General features: G+C 33.5%; 28 protein-coding genes and 2 pseudogenes. 12 read left to right on the top strand and 18 right to left on the bottom strand.

Going from position 1 to position 26,167, the window contains the following annotated elements; genetic code table 11:
• The first annotated feature begins 179 nt into the window (after positions 1 to 179).
• Entirely contained in the window at positions 180 to 1,061 is an 882-nt protein-coding gene (locus BK137_RS17710; RefSeq protein WP_038182398.1) for a DMT family transporter, read from the top strand.
• Positions 1,062 to 1,128: 67 nt separating this feature from the next.
• Here BK137_RS17710 and BK137_RS17705 read toward each other — a convergent pair whose 3' ends face one another.
• Positions 1,129 to 1,689: a GNAT family N-acetyltransferase gene (locus BK137_RS17705; RefSeq protein ID WP_038182400.1), complete on the bottom strand. Its 561-nt coding sequence runs from the start codon at positions 1,687 to 1,689 to the stop codon at positions 1,129 to 1,131.
• A 265-nt stretch (positions 1,690 to 1,954) separates the two neighbouring features.
• On the opposite strand from BK137_RS17705, the gene BK137_RS17700 reads away from it, so the two are divergent.
• On the top strand, positions 1,955 to 2,344 hold the full coding sequence (locus BK137_RS17700; RefSeq protein WP_038182403.1) for a hypothetical protein: 390 nt from the start codon (positions 1,955 to 1,957) through the stop codon (positions 2,342 to 2,344).
• Positions 2,328 to 2,966, top strand: coding sequence for an O-methyltransferase (locus tag BK137_RS17695; RefSeq protein WP_038182406.1), 639 nt, complete (start codon positions 2,328 to 2,330; stop codon positions 2,964 to 2,966). Before BK137_RS17700 ends, BK137_RS17695 begins: the two co-directional genes overlap by 17 nt.
• An 875-nt stretch (positions 2,967 to 3,841) precedes the next feature.
• On the opposite strand, the gene BK137_RS17690 is transcribed toward BK137_RS17695, so the two are convergent.
• Together BK137_RS17690 and BK137_RS17685 are read right to left on the bottom strand one after the other, a co-directional pair.
• On the bottom strand, positions 3,842 to 4,255 hold the full coding sequence (locus tag BK137_RS17690) for a hypothetical protein (protein WP_038182409.1): 414 nt from the start codon (positions 4,253 to 4,255) through the stop codon (positions 3,842 to 3,844).
• A gap of 199 nt (positions 4,256 to 4,454) precedes the next feature.
• The gene (locus BK137_RS17685; RefSeq protein WP_038182411.1) at positions 4,455 to 4,955 is read right to left on the bottom strand and encodes a hypothetical protein; all 501 of its coding nucleotides are present in this window, start codon (positions 4,953 to 4,955) and stop codon (positions 4,455 to 4,457) included.
• Between the two features lie 292 nt (positions 4,956 to 5,247).
• Between BK137_RS17685 and BK137_RS17680 the strand changes: the two genes are divergently transcribed.
• The 3 genes from BK137_RS17680 to BK137_RS17670 all read left to right on the top strand — a co-directional run bounded on the left by BK137_RS17680 (position 5,248) and on the right by BK137_RS17670 (position 6,590).
• Positions 5,248 to 5,823, top strand: a complete 576-nt coding sequence (locus tag BK137_RS17680) for a TetR/AcrR family transcriptional regulator (protein ID WP_038182414.1) — start codon at positions 5,248 to 5,250, stop codon at positions 5,821 to 5,823.
• 99 nt (positions 5,824 to 5,922) lie between these two features.
• On the top strand, positions 5,923 to 6,273 hold the full coding sequence (locus BK137_RS17675; RefSeq protein ID WP_038182417.1) for a DMT family transporter: 351 nt from the start codon (positions 5,923 to 5,925) through the stop codon (positions 6,271 to 6,273).
• 2 nt (positions 6,274 to 6,275) lie between these two features.
• The gene (locus tag BK137_RS17670; RefSeq protein ID WP_038182420.1) at positions 6,276 to 6,590 is read left to right on the top strand and encodes a DMT family transporter; all 315 of its coding nucleotides are present in this window, start codon (positions 6,276 to 6,278) and stop codon (positions 6,588 to 6,590) included.
• 132 nt (positions 6,591 to 6,722) lie between these two features.
• On the opposite strand, the gene BK137_RS17665 is transcribed toward BK137_RS17670, so the two are convergent.
• On the bottom strand, positions 6,723 to 7,193 hold the full coding sequence (locus BK137_RS17665) for an SRPBCC family protein (protein WP_051448646.1): 471 nt from the start codon (positions 7,191 to 7,193) through the stop codon (positions 6,723 to 6,725).
• 172 nt (positions 7,194 to 7,365) lie between these two features.
• On the opposite strand from BK137_RS17665, the gene BK137_RS17660 reads away from it, so the two are divergent.
• Positions 7,366 to 7,938, top strand: coding sequence for a tubby C-terminal domain-like protein (locus BK137_RS17660; protein ID WP_038182423.1), 573 nt, complete (start codon positions 7,366 to 7,368; stop codon positions 7,936 to 7,938).
• Between the two features lie 275 nt (positions 7,939 to 8,213).
• Here BK137_RS17660 and BK137_RS17655 read toward each other — a convergent pair.
• The 4 genes and pseudogenes from BK137_RS17655 to BK137_RS17635 all read right to left on the bottom strand — a co-directional run.
• Positions 8,214 to 8,540 (bottom strand): annotated as a pseudogene (locus tag BK137_RS17655) (DUF3885 domain-containing protein); the annotation flags it as partial.
• A 166-nt stretch (positions 8,541 to 8,706) separates the two neighbouring features.
• Entirely contained in the window at positions 8,707 to 9,384 is a 678-nt protein-coding gene (locus BK137_RS17645) for a response regulator transcription factor (RefSeq protein WP_038182429.1), read from the bottom strand.
• A 10-nt stretch (positions 9,385 to 9,394) separates the two neighbouring features.
• Complete coding sequence (locus tag BK137_RS17640; protein ID WP_038182432.1) at positions 9,395 to 11,449, bottom strand: ABC transporter permease; 2,055 nt, start codon at positions 11,447 to 11,449, stop codon at positions 9,395 to 9,397.
• Positions 11,439 to 12,221, bottom strand: a complete 783-nt coding sequence (locus BK137_RS17635; RefSeq protein WP_038182436.1) for an ABC transporter ATP-binding protein — start codon at positions 12,219 to 12,221, stop codon at positions 11,439 to 11,441. The genes BK137_RS17640 and BK137_RS17635 overlap by 11 nt, the downstream gene beginning before the upstream one ends.
• Positions 12,222 to 12,708: 487 nt before the next feature.
• On the opposite strand from BK137_RS17635, the gene BK137_RS17630 reads away from it, so the two are divergent.
• Entirely contained in the window at positions 12,709 to 13,653 is a 945-nt protein-coding gene (locus BK137_RS17630) for a DNA/RNA non-specific endonuclease (protein ID WP_038182439.1), read from the top strand.
• A 247-nt stretch (positions 13,654 to 13,900) separates the two neighbouring features.
• Here BK137_RS17630 and BK137_RS17625 read toward each other — a convergent pair.
• The 6 genes and pseudogenes from BK137_RS17625 to BK137_RS17600 all read right to left on the bottom strand — a co-directional run.
• Positions 13,901 to 14,224: pseudogene (locus BK137_RS17625) on the bottom strand (DUF6262 family protein); the annotation flags it as partial.
• A gap of 225 nt (positions 14,225 to 14,449) precedes the next feature.
• Entirely contained in the window at positions 14,450 to 14,866 is a 417-nt protein-coding gene (locus tag BK137_RS17620; RefSeq protein ID WP_038182440.1) for a VOC family protein, read from the bottom strand.
• Positions 14,867 to 15,003: 137 nt separating this feature from the next.
• Positions 15,004 to 15,612, bottom strand: a complete 609-nt coding sequence (locus tag BK137_RS17615) for a zinc dependent phospholipase C family protein (protein ID WP_038182443.1) — start codon at positions 15,610 to 15,612, stop codon at positions 15,004 to 15,006.
• Between the two features lie 110 nt (positions 15,613 to 15,722).
• Positions 15,723 to 16,193: a DUF4188 domain-containing protein gene (locus BK137_RS17610; RefSeq protein ID WP_038182446.1), complete on the bottom strand. Its 471-nt coding sequence runs from the start codon at positions 16,191 to 16,193 to the stop codon at positions 15,723 to 15,725.
• Between the two features lie 139 nt (positions 16,194 to 16,332).
• Positions 16,333 to 16,794: a GNAT family N-acetyltransferase gene (locus tag BK137_RS17605; protein ID WP_038182449.1), complete on the bottom strand. Its 462-nt coding sequence runs from the start codon at positions 16,792 to 16,794 to the stop codon at positions 16,333 to 16,335.
• A gap of 182 nt (positions 16,795 to 16,976) precedes the next feature.
• Positions 16,977 to 17,183 (bottom strand): hypothetical protein, encoded by a 207-nt coding sequence (locus BK137_RS17600; protein ID WP_038182451.1) that lies wholly within the window; start codon positions 17,181 to 17,183, stop codon positions 16,977 to 16,979.
• A gap of 992 nt (positions 17,184 to 18,175) precedes the next feature.
• Here BK137_RS17600 and BK137_RS17595 point away from each other — a divergent pair.
• Both BK137_RS17595 and BK137_RS22840 read left to right on the top strand, forming a co-directional pair.
• Positions 18,176 to 18,994 (top strand): purine-nucleoside phosphorylase, encoded by an 819-nt coding sequence (locus tag BK137_RS17595; protein WP_038182453.1) that lies wholly within the window; start codon positions 18,176 to 18,178, stop codon positions 18,992 to 18,994.
• Positions 18,995 to 19,180: 186 nt separating this feature from the next.
• Positions 19,181 to 19,306, top strand: coding sequence for a hypothetical protein (locus tag BK137_RS22840; RefSeq protein WP_268746461.1), 126 nt, complete (start codon positions 19,181 to 19,183; stop codon positions 19,304 to 19,306).
• A 257-nt stretch (positions 19,307 to 19,563) separates the two neighbouring features.
• Here the strand turns inward: BK137_RS22840 and BK137_RS17590 are convergent, their stop codons facing one another.
• From BK137_RS17590 to BK137_RS17580, 3 genes are all read right to left on the bottom strand, one after another.
• Positions 19,564 to 19,773, bottom strand: coding sequence for a hypothetical protein (locus BK137_RS17590; RefSeq protein WP_038182455.1), 210 nt, complete (start codon positions 19,771 to 19,773; stop codon positions 19,564 to 19,566).
• A gap of 235 nt (positions 19,774 to 20,008) precedes the next feature.
• On the bottom strand, positions 20,009 to 20,212 hold the full coding sequence (locus tag BK137_RS17585; protein WP_038182458.1) for a hypothetical protein: 204 nt from the start codon (positions 20,210 to 20,212) through the stop codon (positions 20,009 to 20,011).
• 247 nt (positions 20,213 to 20,459) lie between these two features.
• Positions 20,460 to 20,876 (bottom strand): hypothetical protein, encoded by a 417-nt coding sequence (locus BK137_RS17580; protein WP_051448647.1) that lies wholly within the window; start codon positions 20,874 to 20,876, stop codon positions 20,460 to 20,462.
• 351 nt (positions 20,877 to 21,227) lie between these two features.
• On the opposite strand from BK137_RS17580, the gene BK137_RS17575 reads away from it, so the two are divergent.
• On the top strand, positions 21,228 to 21,449 hold the full coding sequence (locus tag BK137_RS17575; RefSeq protein ID WP_038182461.1) for a hypothetical protein: 222 nt from the start codon (positions 21,228 to 21,230) through the stop codon (positions 21,447 to 21,449).
• A gap of 576 nt (positions 21,450 to 22,025) precedes the next feature.
• The gene (locus BK137_RS17570) at positions 22,026 to 25,052 is read left to right on the top strand and encodes an efflux RND transporter permease subunit (RefSeq protein ID WP_038183184.1); all 3,027 of its coding nucleotides are present in this window, start codon (positions 22,026 to 22,028) and stop codon (positions 25,050 to 25,052) included.
• 101 nt (positions 25,053 to 25,153) lie between these two features.
• On the opposite strand, the gene BK137_RS17565 is transcribed toward BK137_RS17570, so the two are convergent.
• Positions 25,154 to 26,020, bottom strand: a complete 867-nt coding sequence (locus BK137_RS17565) for a GNAT family N-acetyltransferase (protein WP_051448648.1) — start codon at positions 26,018 to 26,020, stop codon at positions 25,154 to 25,156.
• Positions 26,021 to 26,167: the final 147 nt, after the last annotated feature.

Genomic DNA, 26,167 nt, shown 5'->3' with positions numbered 1-26,167 from the left:
GTATTTGTGAGTAATTCTAGAATGCTCAACCATGGAATCACTGTGCTTTCCCTTCTTTTGAACTTATATTATAAAATACCAAAAAAAGTTGCTTTATAAGTATAATATTCTCTCTAATATGATGTACAATATACTAGGCTTTGTTCAAGATTTTAAACAACTAGACAGGAGTACACATCATGCGATCCTCACTTTTTTCATACCTAGCGCTCTTCTTTGCTGTATTTGCGTTATCAACTTCTGCTATTTTTGTAAAAATTGCAGATGCCCCACCAGCCATTACTGCATTTTATCGCTTATTTTTTGCGATGCTCATATTGTTACCTTTTTTAATCGGGAAAAAGAGATATCGACAAGAACTTGTTGGATTAACTATAAAACAATGGGGCTTAGGGATACTTTCCGGATTATTTTTAGCCTTTCATTATGTATTGTGGTTTGAATCTTTAGAATACACATCTGTTGCTAGTTCGACAGTAATCGTAACGTTACAACCTCTATTTTCTATGGTTGGGGGTTATTTTCTATTTAAAGAACGCTTTTCTAAAGGGGCAATTATTGGCTGCTTTGTGGCGATTTTAGGTAGCCTTATTATTGGTTGGCAGGACTTACAAATAAGCGGCGACGCACTATACGGAGATATTTTAGCCTTTATCGCAGCAGGTATTATTACTGGCTATTTCTTTATTGGACAATCTGTTCGGAAGGAGTTATCTCTTATTCCATATTCAGTTATAGGTTATGGGAGTAGCGCAATCTTTTTAGCCATCTATGCACTTTGCCTGAATGAATCATTTACTAACTACTCTTCAACTACATGGTGGGCTTTATTAGGTCTAGCATTTGTGGCAACTATTTTAGGGCAGACAATTTTCAATTGGCTAATTAAATGGATCAGCACTTCAGTTATCTCAATGAGTATTTTAGGAGAAACGATTGGCACTTGTATTCTTGCTTACTTCATTTTGGGAGAAGTCATTTCCCTAGAGCAAGCTGTAGGTATTGTCGTTATTTTAATTGGTTTAGCTATATTTCTAGTCCAGCAAAGAAAGACAAATTAAACGAAAAAACAACGGCTAATATATCTGCCGTTGTTTTTTTGTTCACTTTGTTAAGTGCATTGATTTTTCAATAACTACGATTTTTATAATAGATTAAAAAGTCCGTCCATTTGTCATCCTCATAAGAAAACTCTTTTCTCTCACATTCAAAGAGATACCCTGCTCTTTCAGCCAGTGTTTTTGAAGGATTGTTATCTATATTAATATGTAATTCAATTCTATGGAAATCTAAAGTAGAGAAAAACAATTCAGTTGCAGCCTTGACACTCTCTATTCCATACCCCTTGTTCCAAAACTGATTATGAATAGAATAACCCATCATCGCCCATTGATAATCCATCCTCAGTATCGTTATTAGCTCCACTTTCCCAACATTCACACCATCTTCTTTGCGGAAAATCCCGAGGATATACATTTCATCCTTCTTTGCTGATTGATCAAATCCATTTATCCAGTCGATAAACCATTCCTCAGTAGATGTAGACATATTTAAAGGTTTACCATCATCATATTTGTATTGCGAAGGCAATCGATTATCAAACTGTGTATACCAATTGAGATAATCCTCTTTTTTATAAGGACGTAAAATCAATCTTTGCGTCTCAAATTGTAAATTTGAAATATCCATATTCCTACCCCCTACTTTACTTCATCATTCGAATTTTATGTTAAAATCCTCAAGTATAACTTTAACATATTTTTCCTTATAAATAGATGGAATTGTATTTTTTGGAGCGATTCCCCTATAGCTTTTTAATTAAAACAAATAAAAAAACAGTATACCGATTGAAGTCTATTCATTTGAATCAAAAATTGACAATATGTATACAAATGTATACAATCATTAATATAACAATTTGTATACAATGGTATACAAATAAGGAGGAATTTTAATGAGAGATGGAAAATTTAAGGATTTTAAGAAAGAAGGACATCATCGAAGTGAGCGTCATAAAGGAAGAGGTGGTTCTGGAGAACGTGGACCAAAAACTTTTCGTAGAGGTAGAGCCATTGCTTTTTTAGAAAGAATGAATCTAAAGCGTTCCACTATTAAGCAGCAGTTAGATAAACCCGAGTTTCAATCTATTCATCCAATTTTAGTCGGTGAATTAAAAGCAATTGATATGGTAATCAATGAATTTATTCAATTATTTGAAATACAAGAGAATGAAGCCATGGATATTCCCAATGATACTGAAGAAATAGAAATTTCGGAATTGGATAGTAAAGATTCATCAGCTATTGATGAGGGAGGAATTGAAACTAATGAAACAAATAAATAATTATATCGATTCAGTGTTTCAAAATCATTATACTCATTTGGAGGAAGTCATTTCATCCATCAAAGAAAATGGAATGCCCTCCATATCGGTATCTCCTTCTTCAGGTAAACTTTTAACTATGCTTATATCCATTTCAGGTGCTAAAAATGTTCTTGAGATAGGTGCATTAGGAGGTTATAGTGGAATTTGCCTTGCAAGTGGATTCGGAAAAGAAGGAAAATTAACTTCTCTTGAATTAGAAGAGAAATACGCAGAGTTAGCAAACAACAATCTATCAAAAGCAGGCTTCGGAGATCAAGTGTCTTATCTAACTGGTCCAGCATTGCAGAGTCTTGAAAAACTAGTTGAGGATAATAAACGATTTGACTTTTTCTTTATCGATGCTGACAAAGAAAATTATGAAAATTACTTAGAATATTGTATTAAACTTGCTGATTCAGAAGCTATAATAGTAGCTGATAATGTACTTGCTCAAGGTAGTGTAGTAGACCAGGAAGTGAAGCCTAAACGCTATACTGAATTAATGAAGAAATTTAATGAAATTGTGGCTAATCATCCTCAATTAGAATCTATTCTTATTCCAATTGGTGACGGGATGACTATTTCAAAAGTGAAGAAATAATTGAATTTTTTATCAAACAGCATACTTAGTTAGAACAGTTTAACTCCCTTTTGATTATTTTTTCAAAATGGAGTTTTTAATTGGCTTTTACACTTTATGCTTATGCTACTTATAAAGGGATTTTTAAAAATCTATTAGAAATATTCCTATATCTTATATAAAATATGAGTACTCTTAAATTATTGGTATTGCATTGTTTTTGTTGGAGGATGGACGGTTTGATAACGAAAGCTGAAATTTAGAACAACCATATTCAGGACAATTCAAAGAGAGAATTTATGATATTTCAAATCAGTGGAATTCTCAAGATTGGACTTGGATCAAATTTGAAGATGAGAATTATTATGAATGGTGCGGTCAATTTAGAGGAGCGCAACGAGCTGTTGCATTATCTAGTAAACATAATCAGACTCTAGTTGCTACTTCTGATTATCTATTTCAAATTGATTGTGTAAGTGGCGAATTAACTGAATTTAAATCAATAGATGAAACTCAAACAATATATCAAGATTTAACAGTAACACCTTTTGGAGATTTCAATATTGCTGATTATTACAATATTGAATTAATAGGAGAAACAATTAAGGATAGACAACACTCTTAGACATTCCAATAGCAATGGATCTGATTAAATTTAATGGTTGGTCAGAAAATAAATTATCTATAAGTTGTGAGGAACTCGGAATCGAAGACAGTAAAATAGAATTAGAACTTGATGCAACGACATTTGAAATAAATATTCTCTCTAGGATTTACAATTAATAAAAGCCAGAGTTAATTCTACAAGTAATTATTTTGTAGATTATCTCTGGGTTTCCGTCGCTTTTAACCCTATTCTTCCGAGAAGAAACAATCTTTGAGAAAACAGCATTAATTTATTTATAAATACGTAAGTAAGTTTTTTCTGGAATTTCGAGATTATCAATATTTAATTCACCTAGTTTTAATGTGATTTCTCCTTCTCGTTCATCTCTCTCTTCGCCTACCCAACAGCTAAACAACTCGAAATAATCACCTTTTTTAAGGTAATGATTCATCATTTCACATAAAGCAATAAGTTTCTTTTTCGATTCTTCACAAGTTTCTTGATTCATATGTTTTGTAATCTCAATTCCCCAATGGCTTGATACTTCGTAAACATAAGGTGTCGTAAACTGATGCTTTTTCACATTTTCTTTTTCTTTTTCCCCTGAAAAACAATCATCTACAAAAAATAAAGCCTCAAGCTGCTCTTTCTCAGGTGTAATAGGTATTTCAACAAAACAACCGATATAACTAGCTAAACTCATCAATAACAACTTCCTTTGCTTTTATCTTCAATAAGAAAACCATATTTTCTTTTGATTATAACGCAACAATCAAAAGTTTAACTACTCTACTACTTCGGTTTAATAGCATTCATTATACTTTTCTCAACATATCAATTGTTGCTTAATAGGATTTCTGACACGTTGTAATAAGATATCGTACTTTTGAGAAGAAGTTCTATTAAAAAACTGACATGCTACTTTTCTGTTTATCTTTATATGCCATTATTCCACTAATAAACAAACAAAGAAGTATTAATAATGTAAAGGTGAAAAAATTAAAAAAGACTGCGTTGGAATAGATACTTAGTAAAGGAATTTTTGTTTCTTCATGGTATATCGGATTTACTTCGGCAAGAAGTGATTTTAATTGAATTGCCCTTATAAGAGTAATGCTTACAATCAAGATCATCCCCAATAAACTTCCAGCGACAATCATTCGAATAGTTCCCTTCTGCAACTTGCGATACATAAATTCATGCATATAACTGATAGTCATTGAGATGAGAACAATAATAAATGGAAATAAAAAAAAGAATGGAAATAAACCGAAATTACCATTTCCCCCTCCATAATTAGTAGGAGAAATTGTTGTTAAATTAGCAAAAATAAAAGCGCCAATTGTTAAGACTGTACTCAAAATATATATAAAACAAAAAAGGTGACTTTTTATTTTTTCCATCAATCCCAACTCCTTTATAATCTACATTATACATTATTTGGAAATCTAAAAAATAGTTTGTGTAAACATGTACAACTATAGATAGCTTTATATTTTATCCTCATGAATACACTCTTTCGATTTAATTTCAAAGCAGACATTTATAAGAATCACGTATCAACAATGTAATTAAACGGATTCAAACGATAAAAATACTTTTTCATTTCTTTTATCTTCTAAATCAATATTTTTGACAAATTAACACGTATTCTGTAAAATGAATGACAGTCAGTCATGGAATGAGGGTTATAAAATGTCAAAAGAAGAAAAGATTATTCTTGCTGCTATCGATGTTTTCCGTGAAAAAGGTGTTGAAAAAACAAAAGTATCTGATATTGTAAAATCTGCTGGAATAGCTCAAGGTACTTTTTATTTATATTTCCCATCTAAACTTTCCGTAATGCCAGCAATTGCGGCTGTTATGGTAGAGAAAATCATGTCAGAAGTGAACCATCGCTTCCAAAAAAATGAGTCGATTGAAGGACAACTAGAGCAAATTGTAGATGCTGTTTTCTATTTAACAAAAGAGTATCGTGACGTCTTTGCACTTGTTTATGCTGGAATCACTCAAACTGAGCATTTGAAAGAATGGGAGACCATTTATGCACCTTTTTATGAATGGATGAACAACTTCTTAAAACAAGCTCAAAATGCCGGAGATATACGCGACTCACTTAATACTGAACGATCCTCTAAGTTGATTATTGGTCTAATTGAATCTGCAGCTGAACAAATTTATTTATATGATGATTTAGATGAAGAAAATGCAACACTTCAAAAACAAGAATTACTCGATTTTTTACATCATGCATTAGGGCTTCGTATTTAAATTATGAAGCTTTTGCATCATAAAAATGACTGATAGTCAGTCATTATGTACTGACAAAGAAAAAGTTAGCTGATATTTATTACGAAAGGAATGTTAAATATGACTAAAGATTGGATGTATGTTGCTTTAACTTGTTTGTTTGAATTAATTTGGGTCTTCGGTTTTAATACCGCAAGTACTTGGTGGCATTGGGCTATTATATTGGTGATTATTGCGATAGATTTCCACTTCTTATCTAAAGCTTGTGAGAACTTACCTACCGGAACTGTTTATGCTATTTTCGCAGGGATCGGTACAGTTGGAACGACATTAATGGATGTATTTATCTTTGGTGGAGAATTTAGTTTAGCAAAAGGAATCTTCATGGTTATTCTTGTTGCGGGTGTTATTGGATTAAAATTAGCTGATAATCATACGAATGATGAAAATGATTTGAAAGGAGTGCACTAACGATGGGGTGGATATTTGTATTCTTAGCTGCAATGTCGGAAATTGTAGGAGTTATCGGTTTAAAGTTATACAGTCAGAATAAAACAATTCGAAATTTGATTCTTTACGTTGGAGGTTTCGGCTTATCATTTGCCCTCCTCTACACTTCGTTTAACTATTTACAATTAAGTATTGCATACGCTGTATGGATCGGTATCGGTACTGTCGGTGCTGTATTGATCAATATGATTCTGTTTGGAGAATCCAAAAGCGTAGCACGTATTATTAGTATTATTGCGATAGTTATCGGAGTAGCTGGTTTGAAGGCTGTTTCTTAATTTAGTAATAGAATATTTCATTTATATCGAAGACCCCGTCATTAATTCGGAAACGAGCAAATGGCTGGGGTCTTTTATAATGGCTACTAGTTCTTTTTTTTATTTATTTCTCATTCAAAGTTATCTTTTTCGTTAAGATAATACTTTATCCATAGCTTCTAGCATATTTCGCCATGCTTGCTCCGTTTGTGGTGCAAAGTCTGACCAATCAGGAAGTAATTCATGAGTTAAAGTCAGCTCACATCCTGCCTTAATTGAAACTATGTCAATGTTAACTCGCGCCGCATCCGGTGTTTCTTTTGGAATACCCCAAGTAAATACTAGTCGTTTCGGTCGTTCAATTTCTAAATACTCTCCACGATGGTCAATCTCCTTGCCTTCTCTCAAATCAACAAATGAGAAAGAGCCCCCCACGCTTCTGTCAATTTCTACACGTTGAATATCCCCTTTTGGAAACATCCATTTCATTACCTTATCGGGGTCAATCCAAGCTTCAAAAACCTTATCTGATGAAATATTAAAGTTATAAACTACAACTGCATTCTTATTTGATTGAGTATTCAGTGAAATCATCTCCTTTTTATAAAATAAAAAGCTAGTCATTTACATTATCTTACTGTAGTTATGTCTATAGCTCAATATTTTTGAGTTTAATAACTATGACTGACATTAAGGCTCATGAGTTAGTTCACCGTTACAAAAAATGAATAAAAACACTTCTAAGAATTTATTGTACAATAACAATTATAGTTAAACCTATTCAGGAGGAATAATATTGTACACATATTCATATAAAATCCCTAAACACATGTCGATGCAAGATAGATTACCACTTACAGATGAAAATGGTAACGTTCATTGTTACATAAAAAAGCGAAAACCAAGAATATTGACTCGTATTGTAAATAATTTATTTAGTTTTACTCTTAATTATTGCTTTGTAGCAGTGGATCTAAATGAAAAAAACATCTATAGTATAAACGCTTTAAAATACCGATTTAAATTAGACTACATGTTAACAACACCACTTCAGAAAATAGTTCTGAAAAGAGAGCGTGAGCAACTAATCGAAAGTAAATATACGTGGCAAGATAATTCAGATACATACGTATTTCTTCAACACTATTCTGCAGAAGTACGTTTATTTAAAAATGATGAAGAAATTGCTACAGTTAAGCTTGTAGACACTAGGAATTCGGATGAGTTAGATAATGTAATCATTACTCTTTTTAAAGAAGATGATACCAATTTAGCAGCATTAATGGCGGTCCTCTATCACAGTTTGTATTACTATAACCGATATGATAGTACAATTTTAGTTAAATCTTTTTCCCTTTTTGATTTTTAATGCAACTACCCTCTACATAAGTAGGGAAAACTGCTAGGTCGACCTAAGAAGTTTTATCGGATTTCAGTTACCATTGAAAATGAACGTAAAGTCGCCATGTAATCTTTTCTCTAACATAGGCATGAAAATTTAATAAGAATCTAGCTGATTTCTCTACTTGAATCAAAAAAAGCTTGCATTAAGTTGACTTAACTGCAGCTTTTTTGTAATTTGGCTTTAAATAATATCAAAGAACTAATGCACCCGCTTGTACTTGTTGAATAAGAAGATATTCCTTATTTAAATACCTCGTCTATTTCATTTCTGTCGTAATCTAATATCCAATCGTTGTATTTATCATAAACATCTCTTATTGTTTCGGGAGATGTCGCTAATAGATCACATCCCCTATCATCATAAATGTGAAAAATAGTTTTCCTGTTGATGTTAATAAAATGGACTCTATGAAAAATGCTTGGTCTAACTCCTATATCATGATTGCAGATTGCTTTTAACATAGGGATGTATTTGAAATCAGAGGTTTTACATTTTAAAGAAAATCTGTGTGTTTTATATGTTCGTTCTTCATCATCGTCAGAAAAAATATAAGGAATTGTTTTTTCCCAATCAAAATGGTTACAAAAGTAAAAATGAGCATCGTCAAAACTAATAGTTTAAATGTCTCTGGATACGCAACCCACGCTAAAAAAATAAAAAAACCGCTACTTACGCATAGGAGTAAAATCCACTGACGCGATTGCTGTAAAATATGGAGCCAATCTAATCGCCTCATGGGGATTCACTCACTATTAATTGATAGCCAACGCCTCTGACCGTTTTAATATGATGTGACATACCTACTTTATCCAATGTTTTACGAAGTCTAGTCATGTTTACTTGTAGTATATTTTCGTCCACAAATTCACTACTTCCCCACAATTCATGGAAAAGCTGCTCCTTTTCCACAACTGCCGGTGCATGTTGTATTAAAAGCTTCATAATGGCGCCTTCATTTTCAGATAATGAAAGTGAATTGTGACCAATATATAATTCATTCGTCTTCAAATCTAATTGGAAATTTCCCCAATTTAAAAACATCGGCATTTTGGCATATAGCTGTTGTAGCTTTTGTACTCTTGCAATGAGTCGTTTCGAATGACAGGGCTTTGTTAAAAAGTCATCGGCTCCTAACTCTAATGCATGCAACTCATCTCGTATCTGATTACGAGCAGTTAAAATTAGAATCGGACCAATTCCTTTCATTTTTAAAGTACGACAAATTTGAAAACCCGATAAGTTAGGTAAATTTAAATCTAACAAGACTAATCCGGGCTTGGCAGCGATGATTTCTTCAACAGGTGTATCAAAAGAAGAGATACTCACTACAGAGTACCCCTCCTTTTGTAAAATATTTTGTAATTCTTCGCGTAGGAAAATGTCATCCTCTACAATGACAATATTCGCCATGCCATCACCTCTACTCAATTTCTTTTAACTTTCGAATTTCTACATCACTTTTTCGTTGAATCATTCGAATATAGCCAACTTCAATTACAATAAATAATAGCACCACTAAACCAATGACGATACCATTTTGAAGACTGAAAACAGTTGCAGGCATGGCCGTTAATAAAGACCAAATGCCAAAAATTCCACTAACAAATGCAACCGAAATAGCTAAGATGAAGTATAGCCAAATTTGCTTGCGTACTGATGTACAAATTGATTCCACATCTGCACCGAGCATCGCTAACGTTTGATAGCGACTACGCGTGCTTCTTTGCTGCATTAAAAAGTTTAAGCCTAGCACCGTATTGGCGATAATTAAAAACATCACACCTAAATAAAACGTTGTATAACTGCCTGCTACCGTGTAAAATAGCTGTCTGCCCATGCTCGCAAGATAGCTCTCATACTGCAAGCCTGTCGAATTAAGCACTTGATCGACTTCAAGCATCGCCTGCATAAGCCCTTTTTCTTCAATGAACTCGTCTTTTAACGTCATATTCCAAAGCCAAGTTTCATCAGCGTCAAAATATTGCTCGAATAATGCATCCGGCACAATTAATGAATACATTAAAGTAATGGCTCTATCCGCCACAATCTGATCCGAATATAACGTCGGCAATAATGTGTATTCATTTTCAGCTATTTCTACAGTCTGACTCTTTTTCAATATATCTTTTAATATATCATAACTAGCGCCTGTATCGTCACTTGTATACATGGCCACCTCATTATCAGCTAACTGAATCGGCTTCTTTCCAGCTGCCTCAAGCATCGCATTATAGCTCGATAATGAAATAAAATACGGCGTATACTGCATCGATAAGTTGTTTAATAAAATCTCTTTTGGCTCTGAATCGTCTTGACTCGATACTGTTTCTATTAAGCCCGTCCATGCAAAATGATAATTTAATACTGGCTCATCTTCAGGTGGGTAGAAATTATGTAACGCCATCCTATAATAACTATCAACGTAAGGTGCTAGCTCATCGGATTTAACCAAAGGCTTAATTTCATCTTCATTACCATTAAACGTATAATCAACCGTTCGATTAGCTACAGCGCTATTCGTTAACGCTGTCGACGTACCAAACGCGAAGCAAACCATCGCCATTAAAATTAGTAATGATGATATTGCTAGTGAACTCCATTGATGCAATACATTTTCCTGTAGCTGTCTCGCCGTAAACATCGACAAACCTGTTGAAGAGCTGCCTTTTCGCTTCACATAAACACCAATCACACTTCCTAAGCCACGGAATAAAATAAATGTCCCACACACACCAACAAGCAAAATCAGCGCAAATACGCGATAATCAAAATTTCGTAAATATAAAATCGACATGCCGTAAGCGATGCATAAAAAAATCGTCCCGAATAATAAAGCCACTCCAGACAGTAAGCTCACGGCGCCCCATTTAGGCGTCATTGTACTTTGCGATTTTTCCTTTTCCTCATGAAGTAATTCAATCGGCTCTTTGCGGCTCATCGTAAAGCTTAAAATAAGCATGGCTAGCAGTTGCACAAGGAAGAAGCCACAAATCGTCAAGCTAATGCCTGTCCATGAAATACGGAATGCATGGCCTATAATCCCCATGCCAACTAAACGTGATGTCGTTAAATTAATAAGCTCTGTTAAAAACAATGAAATCGGCAGACCAATACACAGGGCCACAATGCCATTCCAAATCGTTTCGCCCATAATCATAAGAAACAGCTTACTTTGCTTCATCCCCATCATTAAATACAAGCCAAACTCATGACTGCGTTGCTGCAGCTGATAGCGATTCGCAAAATACACGAGGAAGAACACGAACACTAATGAAACTGCATAAAGCACTGGAATTAATAAAAACAATCGCTCTACCGCATCACTTTCAATCGTCTTCAAATACAGCATCACATCTTGCTCACCTAACGACAAGATCACATAAAACGCCACAATTGATACGATGAGCGATGCGAAATACACACCGTTTTCCTTCCGCATTTTGCGACTATTGCGTTTCACAAAGTCAAAGAACATTACTACTACCTCCAGCAAGCTGCGCCATCACCATAACGATTCGCTCATAAAATGCCTCCTGCGATTCGCCCGGTACATTTCTACGCAGTTCATGGAAAATGACACCGTCCTGGATAAACAAAATTCTTGAGCAATAGCTAGCCGCATTCGCATCATGGGTCACCACTAAAATAGTAGACTCCTGTTGTTGATTATGTTCAGACAGCTTCTCCATTAAAATCTTGGCGTTTTTCGTATCTAACGCACCAGTCGGCTCATCCGCTAACACAATGCTAGGATTTGAAATAAGCGCTCTCGCTGCTGCAACCCGTTGCTTTTGACCGCCAGACAATTGTGACGGAAATTTATTTAACAGTTCTTCTATATCAAATAGTTTCGCTAATTGCAGCAACGCTTGTTCCTGCTCCTTTAAATTAATCCCATGAATCGCTAACGGCAGCATGATATTTTCCTTCGCCGTTAAATTATCAATCAGTTCAAATTGCTGAAATAAATACCCGATTTGATCGCCTCTATATGCAGCGAGTTGTGATCCTTTGAACGACGAAATATTTTGCCCGTCTAGCAATATTTGTCCTGATGTTGGCTTCAGCATTGTGGCGATTACATTTAGTAGCGTCGTCTTGCCTGAACCACTAGCACCCATAATGCCAAGAAACTCGCCTGGTAAAACATCAAAAGTTACGCCTTTTAATGCCATTGTTTCATTTTGTCCCTCACCAAAAACTTTACGTACTTCCTTCACTTCAAGTAATTTATTCGAAGCATTCATCTGTCTAGCCTCCCATTTTTATTCCTAGCAATACCTTACTACAAAAAATCGGGAAATTACTCTTACAGTTGTTGTAAGATTCGAAAGAACTTTATATCTACTTATATACAACTTTAGGCGACTTAAAGGAGACAATGCTTTATAGACTGGGCTAGAAAAGGAGAATCATGTACTTACCGATTACATCTACAATTTAAAATCATAGATGTAATCAGTCAGTTTTATTTGAAACTGTTAATAGTAGGGGCTTTAGTTGAAAAATGATCTTCAACAATCGGGCGCAATTCTTGAATTGGAATTGTGCCTTTTTCAGTGCAATGGACTCTACTAATCTTTATTGGTATTTAACATACTTCGAACTAATTATCTACTGAAATAAAATTAATATTGGTAATATGCTATTATAAATAGATGAACCATGTTAATTTATGTTTTATTCTAAGATTTCTAGAATGTTCAGTAAAAAAATACTATAAGGAGTCCTAAAATGAAAAAAAAAATAAACTATTTAATCTTACTTTTAACTGCCATCTTTATCGTTGGTTGTACTAACGTAGAAGATGCATCCAATACAGAAAATGAATCTGATTCACAAGTAATAACTACAGTTGATACAAATACCGAAAAAGAAGAACCTATTACTACCGGTGATGAAGAACAAATAGAAGAGGAAACACCACCCAAAACAGATGATGAACTGTTCGCAGGGTACAAACTTATTGAAGTTGATGGTGGTGATTTATCTGGAAATCGTGAAGCTAACGTCGTTGTTGACATTGGTTTTGGGGACCGTAAATATTGGGCATTTACGAATGAATACGGACAACTAGTACGAGTTATTGCTGACGAAATTATTCTACAAGATGACGATAACGAACCTGTAACATCATCTGGCAGATACTACGCTGATGAAGCAAAAGTTCCTGGTGTCGAGAGAGCAGATTTAGATGAAGGACATATTATTGCAGATTCTATTGGTGGGGTATCAAATGCTTATAATATCACACCACAAAATAGTACGCTCAATCGACATGGGGATCAAGCTTATATGGAAGAAACGATACGTAAAGCAGGTGGGGCTACTAATTTTGAAGCAATTATCACCTATCCAAATACGAAAACCCAAATTCCTTCAAGTTATCAATATATTTATATGATTAATGGTAATAAAATCGTTGAAAAGTTTGACAATGTGGATCCTGATAAAGTAAACGAATCACTAGGTTTAACAGGCAAGAAGTCTTCTGATTCTAAATCGAATTCAAATACTTCAAACACAAAAGGTAATCTTTCTAGTGTTGATACAGGTGGTAATGGACAAGTAACAATTAAAGAAGCAAAAGCAGCAGGTTACAAGATGCCAATTACAAAAGACCACTGGTTATATCCATATATGGATGATCGAGATAATGATGGTATGGTTGGAGAATAAGAACATAGATTTCAAGGAAAATTAAATAATGAAATAAACGAATGACTTTACAGAAACAATCGTGCTTGTTTGTTAAATAATTCTAAATGACTTTATTGTTATTTTTTAGTATAGTAAGGTTTCCTAAATTAATAATTAAACAAACATAACCCCGTCCTAACTTGAAAGAAGTTATGTTTGTTTGAAGTTTTAATATTAAAAAACTTTATTTTAATTTCATAGCAACATCTTTTATCTTAATTTCAAATTAAATATCCTTAAAGTAATCAGTAAGCTTCTCATTTTCTTTTTCCCGCAATAGCTTATTTTCCTTTTCAAGTTCTTTATTTCTAGTTTCTAACTTTTCAATCCTTCTTTTAAGAGAATCGATTATAGCATTTTGATTGTTTTCATCTCGTTTTATCCTTGAATCTATAAACTTTTCTTCTTGCTGATTTCGTAAGAAATTGATACGCTCTTTAAGGTCTGGATGATTATATAGCGTAGCTTTGCTCACTCCAGCTTCTTCTGCTACACTATTAAAGTTTATTGCCTTAGAATTCTTTGTAAGTCGTTTAATAGCCTCGTCAACTGAGTTAAACCAGTTTGATTAAGATACTTTACCCTTCTTGGATTAACTCCTTTGTGAATGTCATTATGGTGAAGAACACTTTTGTCTTATTCGTAATTACCCTCTTTTTAAAATAATCTGATGCCCTATTATTCCCGTACTAAGGTAAATAAAAAAGATGATACCTGATAAGGCATCATCACTACAAAAGTTAAACTTTTATTAGATAACATTAAACCGAAAAGTTTATCCCTGATTTATTGCACTTTCATCCATATAAGCAATTTCCCAGATATGACCGTCTAAATCCTGAAAACCCCATATATACATAAATCCGTGATCTTGCGGCTCACTATAAGGCTTAGCACCAGATGCCAGTGCTTTATTTACCAACTCATCCACTTGAACCCGATTTTCAGCAGATAAGCAGAAAATCGCTTCTGCAGAAGTTGTAGTATCCGAAATTTCCTTCTTCGTAAACTCTTTGAAACGGTCTTCAACCATTAACATTGCGAAGATATTGTCGCTAATGATCATAGAGGCTGTGCTTTCATCACTGAATTGTGGGTTGAAATCAAAACCTAACTCTTGAAAAAACTTGAAGGATTTGTTCAGATCTTTCACTGGAATATTGATGAAAATATTTTTAGATTGAAAAGCCATTTAATATCACCTCCAAGTTGAAATTAGCACATTAAAGTCGTGTCCATTTTACGACTAACTTAAACATTTAGTAAAAAAACGTTTCCACATATTGTAGAAACGCCCATTTGAGTAGAATATTCAAATTTAACAATAGATTAAGTAAGTAAAGGTTTTATATTCAATAACCCCTTATTAACTGATGTCTCTATATAACCAACTATTTGATCAAACGTAAATACATTAAGTTTTTCATTTATCACTTCCGTATCGTACTGCATATCTCCTAATACATAAGGAATGAATTCTTCAACATCTTTGGACTTAACCTCCTGCAAATCAAATATTGAAGGAATACCACTGAGCATTTTTCTCAATTCATCTGTAAAACCATAGTACTCTAATAATTTTCCATTCAGTAATCGGAAATCATTATGGTATAAATGAAGTATTTCTTTATTAGCTTCCATTCTGTTTTTCAACCAAGGAAGATAAAAACCTTTCAGCCATATATCATCAGCGATTAAATGTGTATAATATCCCAAAATATAATGACTTTCTACTTGCGCATGATATTTATGTAAAAATTCTTTATAATCAATGCTTCGTGTATAATCTTGTACTTCACCTTTAAAGAAATGTGATAATTCTTTAGGCGAAACAGCATCTGGCGCAATGCCTCCAAGTAAAAATGAAGTTCTATCTTCTATCGACAAACATTCTGCAATTCTATTAGCGATAACCAAGTGCATTATTCTTGAACCCATAATTCCCCTCACCCTTCAATAATTTCTTTAATTATTCTGCTAAGATAGTTGCAGTAGAGCCTTTTATAACGATTCCAATCTTTTTTGGCAGAAGAATTGGCTCAAATAAATTATTTACTAATTCTACTTCTTGCTGACTCTGTCTTTGCAGCTACTCGCATATGAGAGAATGCCTTGGAAAGACCGAACTTTGGCATATTATTATATATAGCTTCTGACCCACCCTTTTCAATTATGTATGTTTCGTGGTATATCCCAACACTTCCATCATCTTTAATCTTTTGGTTAAAGCTTTTCCAAGCAGCAGAGTGAGTTTTCCCATGAGCATATGCCTCCAAATCATCAAAGCTTCTCCAGTACTGGATAAGTGTGACTCCCCTCCAACTAAAAAGAAATTCAGTGTGACGGAAACCCCATTCAGGATTCTGATATAATTCTTTTATCATTGGACCCATTGCCTTAAAAACTGGTACCCACTTTGTGAAAGAAAAAAGCTTGTTAATACGCATTCCAATAATAAATAAAACTAAACTCTCTTCTGTGCTTGCAACAAACCTACCATTATAAATTTTCTTTCCCAAAAAACCCCTCCTCATTTGTGATTAAAGTTTTATATTCTCTATTTCTTTATTAATATCCTTCTTGTACTAACCTGCTCCTTTACTTAAAATAGAAAAAACTTTACTCCTTATTGAAGTAAAGTCCTCCTTTAGATGAATATTAAAGTTTCATTTTTAATCCTTCGTGAGATGCTTTAAAACCTAGACGTTCATAAAAACGTAAAGAATCTTCTCGTTGTTTATCTGTTGTGAGTTGAACCAAATGACAACCACGTTCTCTAGCACGCTCAATTGCCCATCGTATAAGTTCAGTTCCTATCCCCTTACCACGTTCAGAAGATGATGTTCTTACCCCTTCAATAGTAGCTCTCCATCCACCTTGATGTGTAATATATGGTGTAAATGTTATTTGTAGAACCCCGATAACTTCATTTCCATTACAAGCCACTATTAATTCATTATTAGGGTCAGTCGAAATAGCCTGAAACGCTTTTTTGTAACTAACTGGGAGTGGTTGTTCGTAACGCTCTCTTTTACTTCCTAAAGCATCATCAGCAAGCATTTCCACTATTCTATCCAAATCTTGTTCTGTTGCTATTCTAAACTTAATTTCTGTCTCCATTATTAATCCCTCCTCATTTATGTCCTAAAACACTATGTACATTTATTTTATTTAACATGACCCCATAAGTTAATTGTTAAAAACCTATGATACAGTATAAGTATTTCTTATGAATTCTTCATGATATAAATGTATTCTTATGCAACTATAAAAAAAGAACTTGAATACAAGGTCTATATAAGTTAACTTCCCTTACATGTAGCTGTTGAAAGAGACCAGAAACGCTTCTTTTCTATTATCACAGTGCCATAATTACTTATGCATTCCTCTAATATAGGCTTATGTGCTTGGTAATTCCTCTCAATTTGAAGAATTCTCGCACCTCCTATTGTTAATATAGCCACGCTTACAAAGATTGCGATAAGCATATTTCGTTTGGTTTTTTTCAACTCTGACCTCTCCCTTAAATGATAGCAATTGTTTGTTACCCTTAATCAACTAACCTGCCACTTTAGTTGATTAAGAAAATAATCATTTACCAAGAATTCTTCATAAATTGCTTACAATCCATCGCTAAAATGATATACACCATCCATTAATAATACAGCACCTTCTTCAAATAACTTGCATCTTTAGTTAAATAAAAATTGCGTTAGAATAAATTAAGTTATCTTTTTCTTCGAAGCATCTTTATTAATAGTGCGAAGAGAACTATTCCAGTTAAAGAACCCAATGCGAATGACCAAGTGAAGTCATCAAAGATAAAAAATATTATTAACATACAAGCAAAATATCCTGCAGAGAAACCTAATATATATTTTATCAATTACACATCCTAATTTATCAAAATATTACATTTATTCTAACATAATACTATAAAAAATGTTTATCTCATTCTTCTATCCTTCCCTAGAGCACAACAAGAAAGAAGGATAACTGTAGTATTGCCATTCTTGAACTCTAGTTCTTCCTAGTTTGGTTAATAGGAGATTACACAAACATTTTTTGAAGTCACTGTCTACAACTTTGAATATATCTCCTGCATGGTTCAATGACCCCACTGTTTAATGTACAACTCTAACACTAGACTTCCAATGTTTTTCCGTTTGATAAATTTATGTTCCTTATTATCATCCCCCTAACTATTAGATCCCCAAAACAGCTCCATTAGTGAATAAGAAATAAGCATGTGGCTACACTAACAGCAAACACTTGGATATCATACGGCTACTGAATTTAAGCAACAGTCTTTTTCCAGTTCAGTGTTGTCACTCTAAATTTCACTCTATTTACAATAGCTATAAAATCAATTAAACTTCTATTGATGCAGTGTTAAAAAAAATTATTATTTTTACATAAAGCATACATACTTAAACATTTTGTCTTAAAGCAAATTTATTTTAAGTAACGTTTATGTTTTTCATTTAAGGAGGAATTATTGATGCACAAATTACAAGATATTTTAGAAGCTAGCGATTTCATTATGAATAAGACAGATTATCGTCCTACAATTGGACTGATTTTAGGTTCTGGTTTAGGAACTCTTGCCGATGAAATTGAGAACCCTTTCAAAATTCCTTATAGTGAAATTCCTCACTTTGCAAAGTCTGGAGCAATTGGTCATGCAAACGAATTAGTAATCGGAGAATTAAAGGGAAAAACAGTAGTTGCTATGAAAGGGCGTTTCCATTATTATGAGGGCTTTACTTTAGATGAAGTAACTTTTCCCGTACGTGTAATGAAAGCGTTAGGTGTCGAGGAACTAATCATTACTAATGCTTGTGGTGCAGTTAATACAAGCTTTAACCCAGGAGATTTAATGTTAATTACTGATCATATTAATTTGGTTAGCACAAATCCATTAATTGGGCCAAATAATGATGAATTGGGAACTCGTTTCCCTGATGTTTCTGAAGTTTATAATCGTAATTTACGTAATATTGCTTCTACCGTGGCTAAAGAACAAAACATTTCCTTACAAGAAGGTGTTTATGCTTGGTGGAGTGGACCAGCATACGAAACACCAGCTGAAATTCGCATGATTCGTACATTAGGAGCAGATGCTGTAGGTATGTCAACCGTTCCAGAAGCTATTGTAGCCATTCATGGAAATATGAAAGTACTTGGCATTTCTTGCTTAACAAATATGGCATGTGGAATTTTAGATCAACCATTAAATCATGATGAAGTAATTGAAGTGGCAAGTAAAGTTAGAACACAATTCGTTGACTTAATTAAGGGTATTTTAGAAGATATGTAATAGTGAGTAAAGAATTAAAGTGAATTACACCCCTATTGTTAGACAAAAACTAATGATCGGGGTGTTTTTTATAGGGAAATTAATGAAAAAAGAACAATTACTATGTTAATATTGGAAAATTAATGCCAAATTTTTTTGTATATTATTAATGTTGAAAAAAATAAATAGATTAAGTGAGGTAATGTTATGACTAAAGAACAATATGGATGGGGCATTAATTACGCTAATCTATCACTTTTAGTAGGTGTAGTCGTTATTATTGCCGTAATATTAATTAGTTATTTTTTAATTAGAAGAAAAAGAAAGCAGTGATAAATAGTTCAATAGTGTTCTTGATTTTCACAAGAATTCATGCAAAAAAGACTTCTGTTAAAAGTTGTTGAAAAACGTCTGAAACCATTCGGGGAGTAAGGATGTCGAACGATTGTATAATCGACCATAAAGGTCGTTTGTTGAAGAAGGAATATTCATCTACCTTCCTAGTGAAACCCACTTTTATTCTCACTATAAAATAAAAATAGTGCCAACTTCTCTTTAATAGAAATCGGCACTTTATTTATGGGTATACTTTATCTTGATTCTTTTGGTGGTTGACACACGTCACATTTACGTTGGTTTTTATTTTTAAATTTCGTAAATGTCTTTTCAAAATTGCTATCACATGCACATTTAAATAGTAACTTTTGAGAAAAACCGTGATATTCCTTCGTTAGCAACTTACTTTCTGAATTCTTCTCAACAAATTCTTTAATTTTACCAATCGTCCATTGTTTATTCATTCTCTTACACCTCCATATTTTTACGCTATGCGGAGGCTTTTCTTGGCATCCGTTCAATTATAAGTAAAAGTAGTAATTATCCTAAGTTACTCATTATAACATGAGTTGGTACTCAATTAAACAGCAATAAGGTATCTTATTAAGCTAAACTGCCTCTTTTAGTGAATAATAAAAAAAGTCTACTGATTGAACACAACGTAATCTTCAACTCTAGCCCTCGTTACTTGAATAACATCTAAAGTGTCCCCTTAAATTTCTCTGGCTTTTTTACATAGCTTTCGATTATAAATCCACATTCAGTACAAATAATGTATTCAACATCTGACCCAAAGCTCATCTTATTACCCGGGAACATAGCTCCATATCCATTTTGCTTACCTTTCCCTAATTCTTTTCCACCACATTTTGGGCATTCTGTTACTTTCGTAGAATGTTTCATTTGAAAACCTCTCCTTTAGATATATGTAAACTAATTCAAAAAAACTTCTTATGTTATTAACTTTCAATTGTTTTCATCTTCTACAACTAACCTGCCCCTTAAGTTGAAGAAGAAAATAGAGCCGTCTGACCAGCCCTGTAATCTTCAACTCAAGCCCCCTTTTGTTCAACTAGAACATTTAGTATTTATCTTTTAAGTAGCTGGATAAACTCTTTATTTTTACTATAGATATAATTTCAATTGAATTTTATTTTTCTGGATATTTGTTTGTAAAATATTCCGCACCTACTTCATCAACTATAATCCTTTCTCCAATTTTTTGAAACTCAAGTGATAAACCATCGTCAGCAGTAATATAATACTTATCTTTTTTTGTTTTAATTTTTACATTCTTATATCTCTTTTCATTAAACTCTCCCTGAACGGCATTAGCTGATTTAGATAATTTATCTATAATTGTTTTCCTTTCAGGATCATACTTAGAAACAAAACCAAAAATCACTAATTCTTCACCAATTACTACAATAGTTAAGTCATTATTATATACAAAGCCCACATCTTCAAAATCACTAGCCTTTGCTTCATATTGAGTAACATCTTCTGAACACGCTGCTAATAAAAGGATTAAACTAAAACTTAAAAATAATCGAATCATCTTTTTCAATTCTATTCCTCCTTTTTTCACACATTTACAATCCGTGATATATGAATGTTTCAACATCATTTCTAATATATACGTAAGGAAGGAATGAACGTTTCAAATATTACCATATATTCAAAATTTTTTTCACTCTTTTCCTCCTTCTCTTGTTCAAATGACCTGACCCTTTAGTAAAATAAGTAGCTTTAATTTCATTTTTGTTTTACTCATACTTCAATATAAAAAGATACTCCTATTCAACAAGGATATTTACTTATAATTAACGCTTTCAAGCAATATAATTATGTGTGTAGTTGAATAAATTGGTAATAATTCGAGTCATTTTTATTACAACCTTTAAAAGGAGGTAATGTTATGGAAGAAAAAAATCAAATTATTCAAGATGAATCAAATACATTAAATGATGAAGATACAATATTCGATCCGATGGAATCTGATAATCAAATAATGGGCGCTCCATCTCATAAGAAACCCCATATACAACAACAACCAAAAGGAATTCGTGTAATCGGCTATACGCTCATAGGTTTTTGTGTTCTTATGGTTGCTATCGCGATTGTTGCCCTCATTGTGTAGACCTCATATGTTCCAATATGTAAAAAGACTTGACCCCTCTGTGGGATCAAGTCTTTTTAATGGTATTAGAATTAAATGAATTACGATTATACTATTTCTCTAATTCTGTAATTATAGTTCTCTATATTAGACATTTGATATTTACTTTCTACTATTTCAAAGGAAAGTCAACAGCAACATGATTTTAATGCTCTCTTAATACAGGTTAACTTTTTAAGTTGGTTAGTTTTTAAATAATTTGTTTCCAAGTACTAAAATAGTCTACCTTCCAAATTTCGTTCTGATCACTATGATTCAATTGGGTGAGTACCAGACTTTTATAAAAAATAACTATTTTTCTTATTATTTAAATATGTACGTTCAAATTTAGAATCATTTAATCTGTAATCAATCCCTCTGTTGATTCAAAATCAGTCTTAAGACGTAGAAAAACCACCAACTCTGGTCTATTATCCTTAAAATTCCAATGACTTACAATTACTTACAGGAGGAACGACGCAAATAAAGCGAGAAATATTAATGTTGAAAATGAGCTATAAAAAAATGGATGAGCATGTGAAAGGAGATTTTTTTAATATGTCTATCTTTACTAAATGGTCCTTCAAGAATAAAGCGGCCATAACATTAGTTACAATCCTTGTCTTACTACTAGGTACTGTTAGTTATTTCAAATTACCAATGGAGTTTTTGCCACCCGCCGATCAACCGCAAATAACAATAATTGCACTGGGGCAAGGAGTCGATTCTAATTCGATGGAGCAACAGGTCACAACCCCAATTGAAACCGCAGTGAGTTCTGTCAAAGGTAAAAAAGATTATTTCTCTACAACAGGTGATGGATTTTCACAAATCGATATATTATTTGAATCAAAAACCAATATGAAAGATGCCAAGCAGGAAGTGCAAGAAGCTCTTTCTACCGTCACATTACCAAAGAATGTACAGAAACCTTCAATCATTCAGCTTAATACATCCATGATTCCGATTGCAGATGTTTCTATTACTTTTAAGGATGGATTAACAAAAAGAAACAGCGAATTTGCTAAGAAAAAAATCATTCCAATGTATAAAGATATTAAAGGTGTCGCAGATGTGCAAGCGTTTGGTACAGAAAGTTCATATGTTTCTATAAAAATAAATAATACGCTATTAGCAGAAAAACAATTATCACTTGAGAATATTATGACAATACTCCAAGATCAAAACCTTTCTGCTTCAGTCGGGGAAAAAACGATTGACGACAAGGCCAGTAACATCAAAATCATTGGAAAATTGAATTCTTTGAAAGACATCCAACAACTTTCCATTGCTCCAGATGTCAAACTGGCGGATGTCGCAAAAGTAAGCATTAAAAAGCCAACTACTACTCTTACTCGCGTAAACGGTAAAGATGCGTTGATTCTTATTATGACGAAACAAAGTAATGCAAACGCAGTAAGTACAGGGAAAGAAATTGCCGAAGTAACAAAGAAAATGAATAAACAATATCATAACGTCCAAAGTGATGTTATTATGTCGACAGCCGATATGATAGAAGGTTCCGTAAATACAATGATGAAAGAAGTATTATTAGGCGCACTATTCGCGACCATAGTAATTGTACTATTTCTAAGAAACCTACGTTCAACATTTATTACGATTGTCTCCATACCGCTTTCTCTAGCTTTTACACTGTTTCTGCTATGGATGTCAGGAGTCTCGTTAAACATTTTGACATTAGGTGGAGTAGCTGTGGCTGTTGGAAGGCTTGTTGACGATAGTATCGTCGTAATAGAAAACATTTTCCGGAAAATGCAAAACGAAAAATTCTCAGTAAGTCTTATTGTAGAAGCGACAAAAGAAGTAGGAACAGCTATATTAGCTTCTACACTAACAACTGTTGCCGTCTTCTTACCAATAGGATTAGTTAGTGGCAGTTTACAAGACTTTTTAATGCCATTTGCCTTGACGATCACATATTCTTTACTCGCTTCATTAATTGTTGCAGTCACAGTTGTACCGTTGATGAGTTCATCCTTATTGAAAAATAGTAAACTTGCTTCGCATAAGCCAGCAGTACGTTTTTCTCGCTTATTAACATGGACACTAAACCATAAATGGGTTGTATATCTACTTTCTTTATTATTATTTGCAGGTTCAATTGGGACTTATTTTGCAATGCCTAAGGGAGAGATTGATAAATCGACAGCTGATTTCATACAGGCAACTTTAGAATATCCAAATGATACACCACTTGAAAAAGTAAAAGAAAATACACTTCGCCTTGAAGATTACATTCACTCTCAGGATGAAGTGGAATATGAATATACACAGCTTGGTAATACAGAAGATGCCGCGAGATTTGGCGGGGTTAATTCTCCAACGCTTGCAACAATCATGATCATGTTAAAGGATAGTAAAGATACAGAAAAAATGCTTGAAAGACTAGAAAAACAAAAGAATGAGTATGTGGGTGCAGAACTAACAGTAGAAACAGCTTCCTTTATGTCAGGTTCATCTTCACCAATTACGATTGATGTTATGGGTGATGATTTAAATCAAATTGAAAAAACTGCAACTAATGTAAAAGAAAAAATCGAAGGAATAAAAGGTATTGATAAGGTAACAACCAATCAGGATGACAAAAAAATGGTCTATTCTTTTAAAGTGAATGCTGCTGAAGGAAGCGCAACGCAAATTTCTCAGCAATTAGGTGTTTTTCTAAATCGAACGCCTATAGGAATGGCAACGATTGGTTCACAACCAACTACAATTATGTTAGAGCCTCTCCTGAACCCAAAAACGAAAGATGAATTAAACAAGATGTTAGTTGCTACTCCTACAGGAATGGCGCCTTTATCTAAAGTAGCAAAGTTAAAACAAGAAGAGAAGCCAACAAACATAATCCATAAAGATGGAAATTCATATGTACGTATTACCGCTAGTGTTGATCCTGAGCATCTATCAAAGGTCAATGAAGAGATTACTAAAACTATCTTTGGTAAGAAAGATGTAAAGGGAATGAAGATTCCAGCTGGAGTAAACGTATATATTGGCGGTGCAAGTGCTCAACAAGCAGACGATTTCTCTGATTTATTTATCACTATGCTTGTATCAATAGGAATCGTGTTCTTAATTATGGTTGTAACCTTTAAGACATTCCGTGCACCAATTGCAATATTATGTTCACTTCCATTAGCAGCAATCGGTGCGATTCTCGGCCTATTGATTAGTGGAATTACGGTAGATGTTACGGCATTACTTGGTGCCTTAATGTTAATTGGAATTGTAGTTACGAACGCGATTGTTTTGCTAGATCGTGTCAAACAAAATGAAAAAACAATGATTATTCGCGATGCACTAGTAGAAGCAGCAGCTACAAGAATGCGTCCAATTTTAATGACCGCTATGGCGACAGTATGTGCTATGATTCCATTATTATTTAAAAAAGCAGAGTCAACTAGCTTAGTTTCCAGTAGTCTTGCAATCGTCGTAATTGGCGGTTTAACAATGGCCACATTGCTGACACTTGTGGTGATTCCCGTTATTTACGAGACTCTTCACTTCCGAAAAGCAAAAAGGCAGCAAAGAGAACAAGCAAGCGAAATGAATGAATCTGTTTAACATAACAAACAAGCCCTTCAATCTGTTGATTGAAGGGCTTGTTTCATAAAAGCGATTAAAAAACCTTGTTCAATCAATTTATTAAAAGTTGAACAGGTAAGTTAGTAAGTTTTTGTCATAAATACTTGTGAAACAGGCGTCTCCTCAAATCCCTTTTTCGTTAATAAGGAAATCACTCGTCCGTTTCCTTTTAAGAAGTTATAAGTAGTACGATTTATTGGCTTATCGTATTCCAAAGCATACGCAAGTAATGCATTTAGTACATCTTCATCACCATTTTCAGATACTTGAAACAATGTAATACCTTCCGTTTCATTTCCGAACACATATTTTTTCCGAATAAGACATGCAGACTGTACATCTTCATCCTTTGTAATCATCACAACTTCTCCACCTATTTTAGGTGTGTTACTAGGATCTGTTTGCCAAGGTACAATAGCCGGAAATAATCCTGAACCTATTGCATGCACAGCAGGAATTCTTTGAATTTCATAGCCATCTAAATTTGGTAATTGATGATCTAATGCCCCATTTGCTGATAAAAAGAGCAAATCGTCAACTACTTTGTAACCACACTTCTCATATAATGATATGGCTGGTCTATTTTCAGAAAGTGCTTCCAATGTAGCTATAGAAACTTCGTTGTCCATTAAGACTTTCTCCGCCTCTTGCATCAAAGAAAAGCCCAACTTCTTCCCGCGATATTCGGGAACAATACCGGTTCCACCATTCCATGAAACCTTTTGACCATCCACTTCTCTAATTCCCTGCAGTACAAATCCGACAGGCTCAATACCATCATACGCAACGACTGAGAGCGATGGAGATAAACCTTCATTTCCAAACTTACTAATGAATGTTTCAAAAGATAAATTCATCGGTAATAAATAACCTTCAAACCCTCTATTAAATAATTCATGTGCTTCTTGAAAGCTTACTGACGACAATAATTTATAAGTAATGTTCATTGTTTACCTCCGCTTTTCATTCATGTTATTCGGACTGTAATTTCTGCAAATATATTAAGCTATTCTTTTATTATATTGTTATTTATTATTTTATACAATTCTAATATTACTGACTATTCTGTTCTCAAAATTTTAAAAGCCTTGATT

The organism is Viridibacillus arenosi (assembly GCF_001955655.1).
Classification (GTDB): Bacteria; Bacillota; Bacilli; order Bacillales_A; family Planococcaceae; genus Viridibacillus; species Viridibacillus arenosi.
The sequence above is the reverse complement of the archived record's forward strand: the minus strand, read 5'-3'. Positions and strand labels throughout refer to the sequence as shown.

Bases quoted from the DNA above. Each gene is read 5' to 3' on its own strand.
- BK137_RS17605 (WP_038182449.1), bottom strand. From the start codon at position 16,794: ATGGAGACAGAAATTAAGTTTAGAATAGCAACAGAACAAGATTTGGAT.
- BK137_RS17695 (WP_038182406.1), top strand. From the start codon at position 2,328: ATGAAACAAATAAATAATTATATCGATTCAGTGTTTCAAAATCATTAT.
- BK137_RS17620 (WP_038182440.1), bottom strand. From the start codon at position 14,866: ATGGCTTTTCAATCTAAAAATATTTTCATCAATATTCCAGTGAAAGAT.
- BK137_RS17635 (WP_038182436.1), bottom strand. From the start codon at position 12,221: ATGAATGCTTCGAATAAATTACTTGAAGTGAAGGAAGTACGTAAAGTT.
- BK137_RS17690 (WP_038182409.1), bottom strand. From the start codon at position 4,255: ATGAGTTTAGCTAGTTATATCGGTTGTTTTGTTGAAATACCTATTACA.
- BK137_RS22840 (WP_268746461.1), top strand. From the start codon at position 19,181: ATGACTAAAGAACAATATGGATGGGGCATTAATTACGCTAATCTATCA.
- BK137_RS17645 (WP_038182429.1), bottom strand. From the start codon at position 9,384: ATGGCGAATATTGTCATTGTAGAGGATGACATTTTCCTACGCGAAGAA.
- BK137_RS17575 (WP_038182461.1), top strand. From the start codon at position 21,228: ATGGAAGAAAAAAATCAAATTATTCAAGATGAATCAAATACATTAAAT.
- BK137_RS17615 (WP_038182443.1), bottom strand. From the start codon at position 15,612: ATGGGTTCAAGAATAATGCACTTGGTTATCGCTAATAGAATTGCAGAA.
- BK137_RS17570 (WP_038183184.1), top strand. From the start codon at position 22,026: ATGTCTATCTTTACTAAATGGTCCTTCAAGAATAAAGCGGCCATAACA.
- BK137_RS17640 (WP_038182432.1), bottom strand. From the start codon at position 11,449: ATGTTCTTTGACTTTGTGAAACGCAATAGTCGCAAAATGCGGAAGGAA.
- BK137_RS17675 (WP_038182417.1), top strand. From the start codon at position 5,923: ATGACTAAAGATTGGATGTATGTTGCTTTAACTTGTTTGTTTGAATTA.
- BK137_RS17595 (WP_038182453.1), top strand. From the start codon at position 18,176: ATGCACAAATTACAAGATATTTTAGAAGCTAGCGATTTCATTATGAAT.
- BK137_RS17670 (WP_038182420.1), top strand. From the start codon at position 6,276: ATGGGGTGGATATTTGTATTCTTAGCTGCAATGTCGGAAATTGTAGGA.
- BK137_RS17565 (WP_051448648.1), bottom strand. From the start codon at position 26,020: ATGAACATTACTTATAAATTATTGTCGTCAGTAAGCTTTCAAGAAGCA.
- BK137_RS17680 (WP_038182414.1), top strand. From the start codon at position 5,248: ATGTCAAAAGAAGAAAAGATTATTCTTGCTGCTATCGATGTTTTCCGT.
- BK137_RS17710 (WP_038182398.1), top strand. From the start codon at position 180: ATGCGATCCTCACTTTTTTCATACCTAGCGCTCTTCTTTGCTGTATTT.
- BK137_RS17700 (WP_038182403.1), top strand. From the start codon at position 1,955: ATGAGAGATGGAAAATTTAAGGATTTTAAGAAAGAAGGACATCATCGA.
- BK137_RS17585 (WP_038182458.1), bottom strand. From the start codon at position 20,212: ATGAAACATTCTACGAAAGTAACAGAATGCCCAAAATGTGGTGGAAAA.
- BK137_RS17665 (WP_051448646.1), bottom strand. From the start codon at position 7,193: ATGACTAGCTTTTTATTTTATAAAAAGGAGATGATTTCACTGAATACT.
- BK137_RS17705 (WP_038182400.1), bottom strand. From the start codon at position 1,689: ATGGATATTTCAAATTTACAATTTGAGACGCAAAGATTGATTTTACGT.
- BK137_RS17630 (WP_038182439.1), top strand. From the start codon at position 12,709: ATGAAAAAAAAAATAAACTATTTAATCTTACTTTTAACTGCCATCTTT.
- BK137_RS17590 (WP_038182455.1), bottom strand. From the start codon at position 19,773: ATGAATAAACAATGGACGATTGGTAAAATTAAAGAATTTGTTGAGAAG.
- BK137_RS17685 (WP_038182411.1), bottom strand. From the start codon at position 4,955: ATGGAAAAAATAAAAAGTCACCTTTTTTGTTTTATATATATTTTGAGT.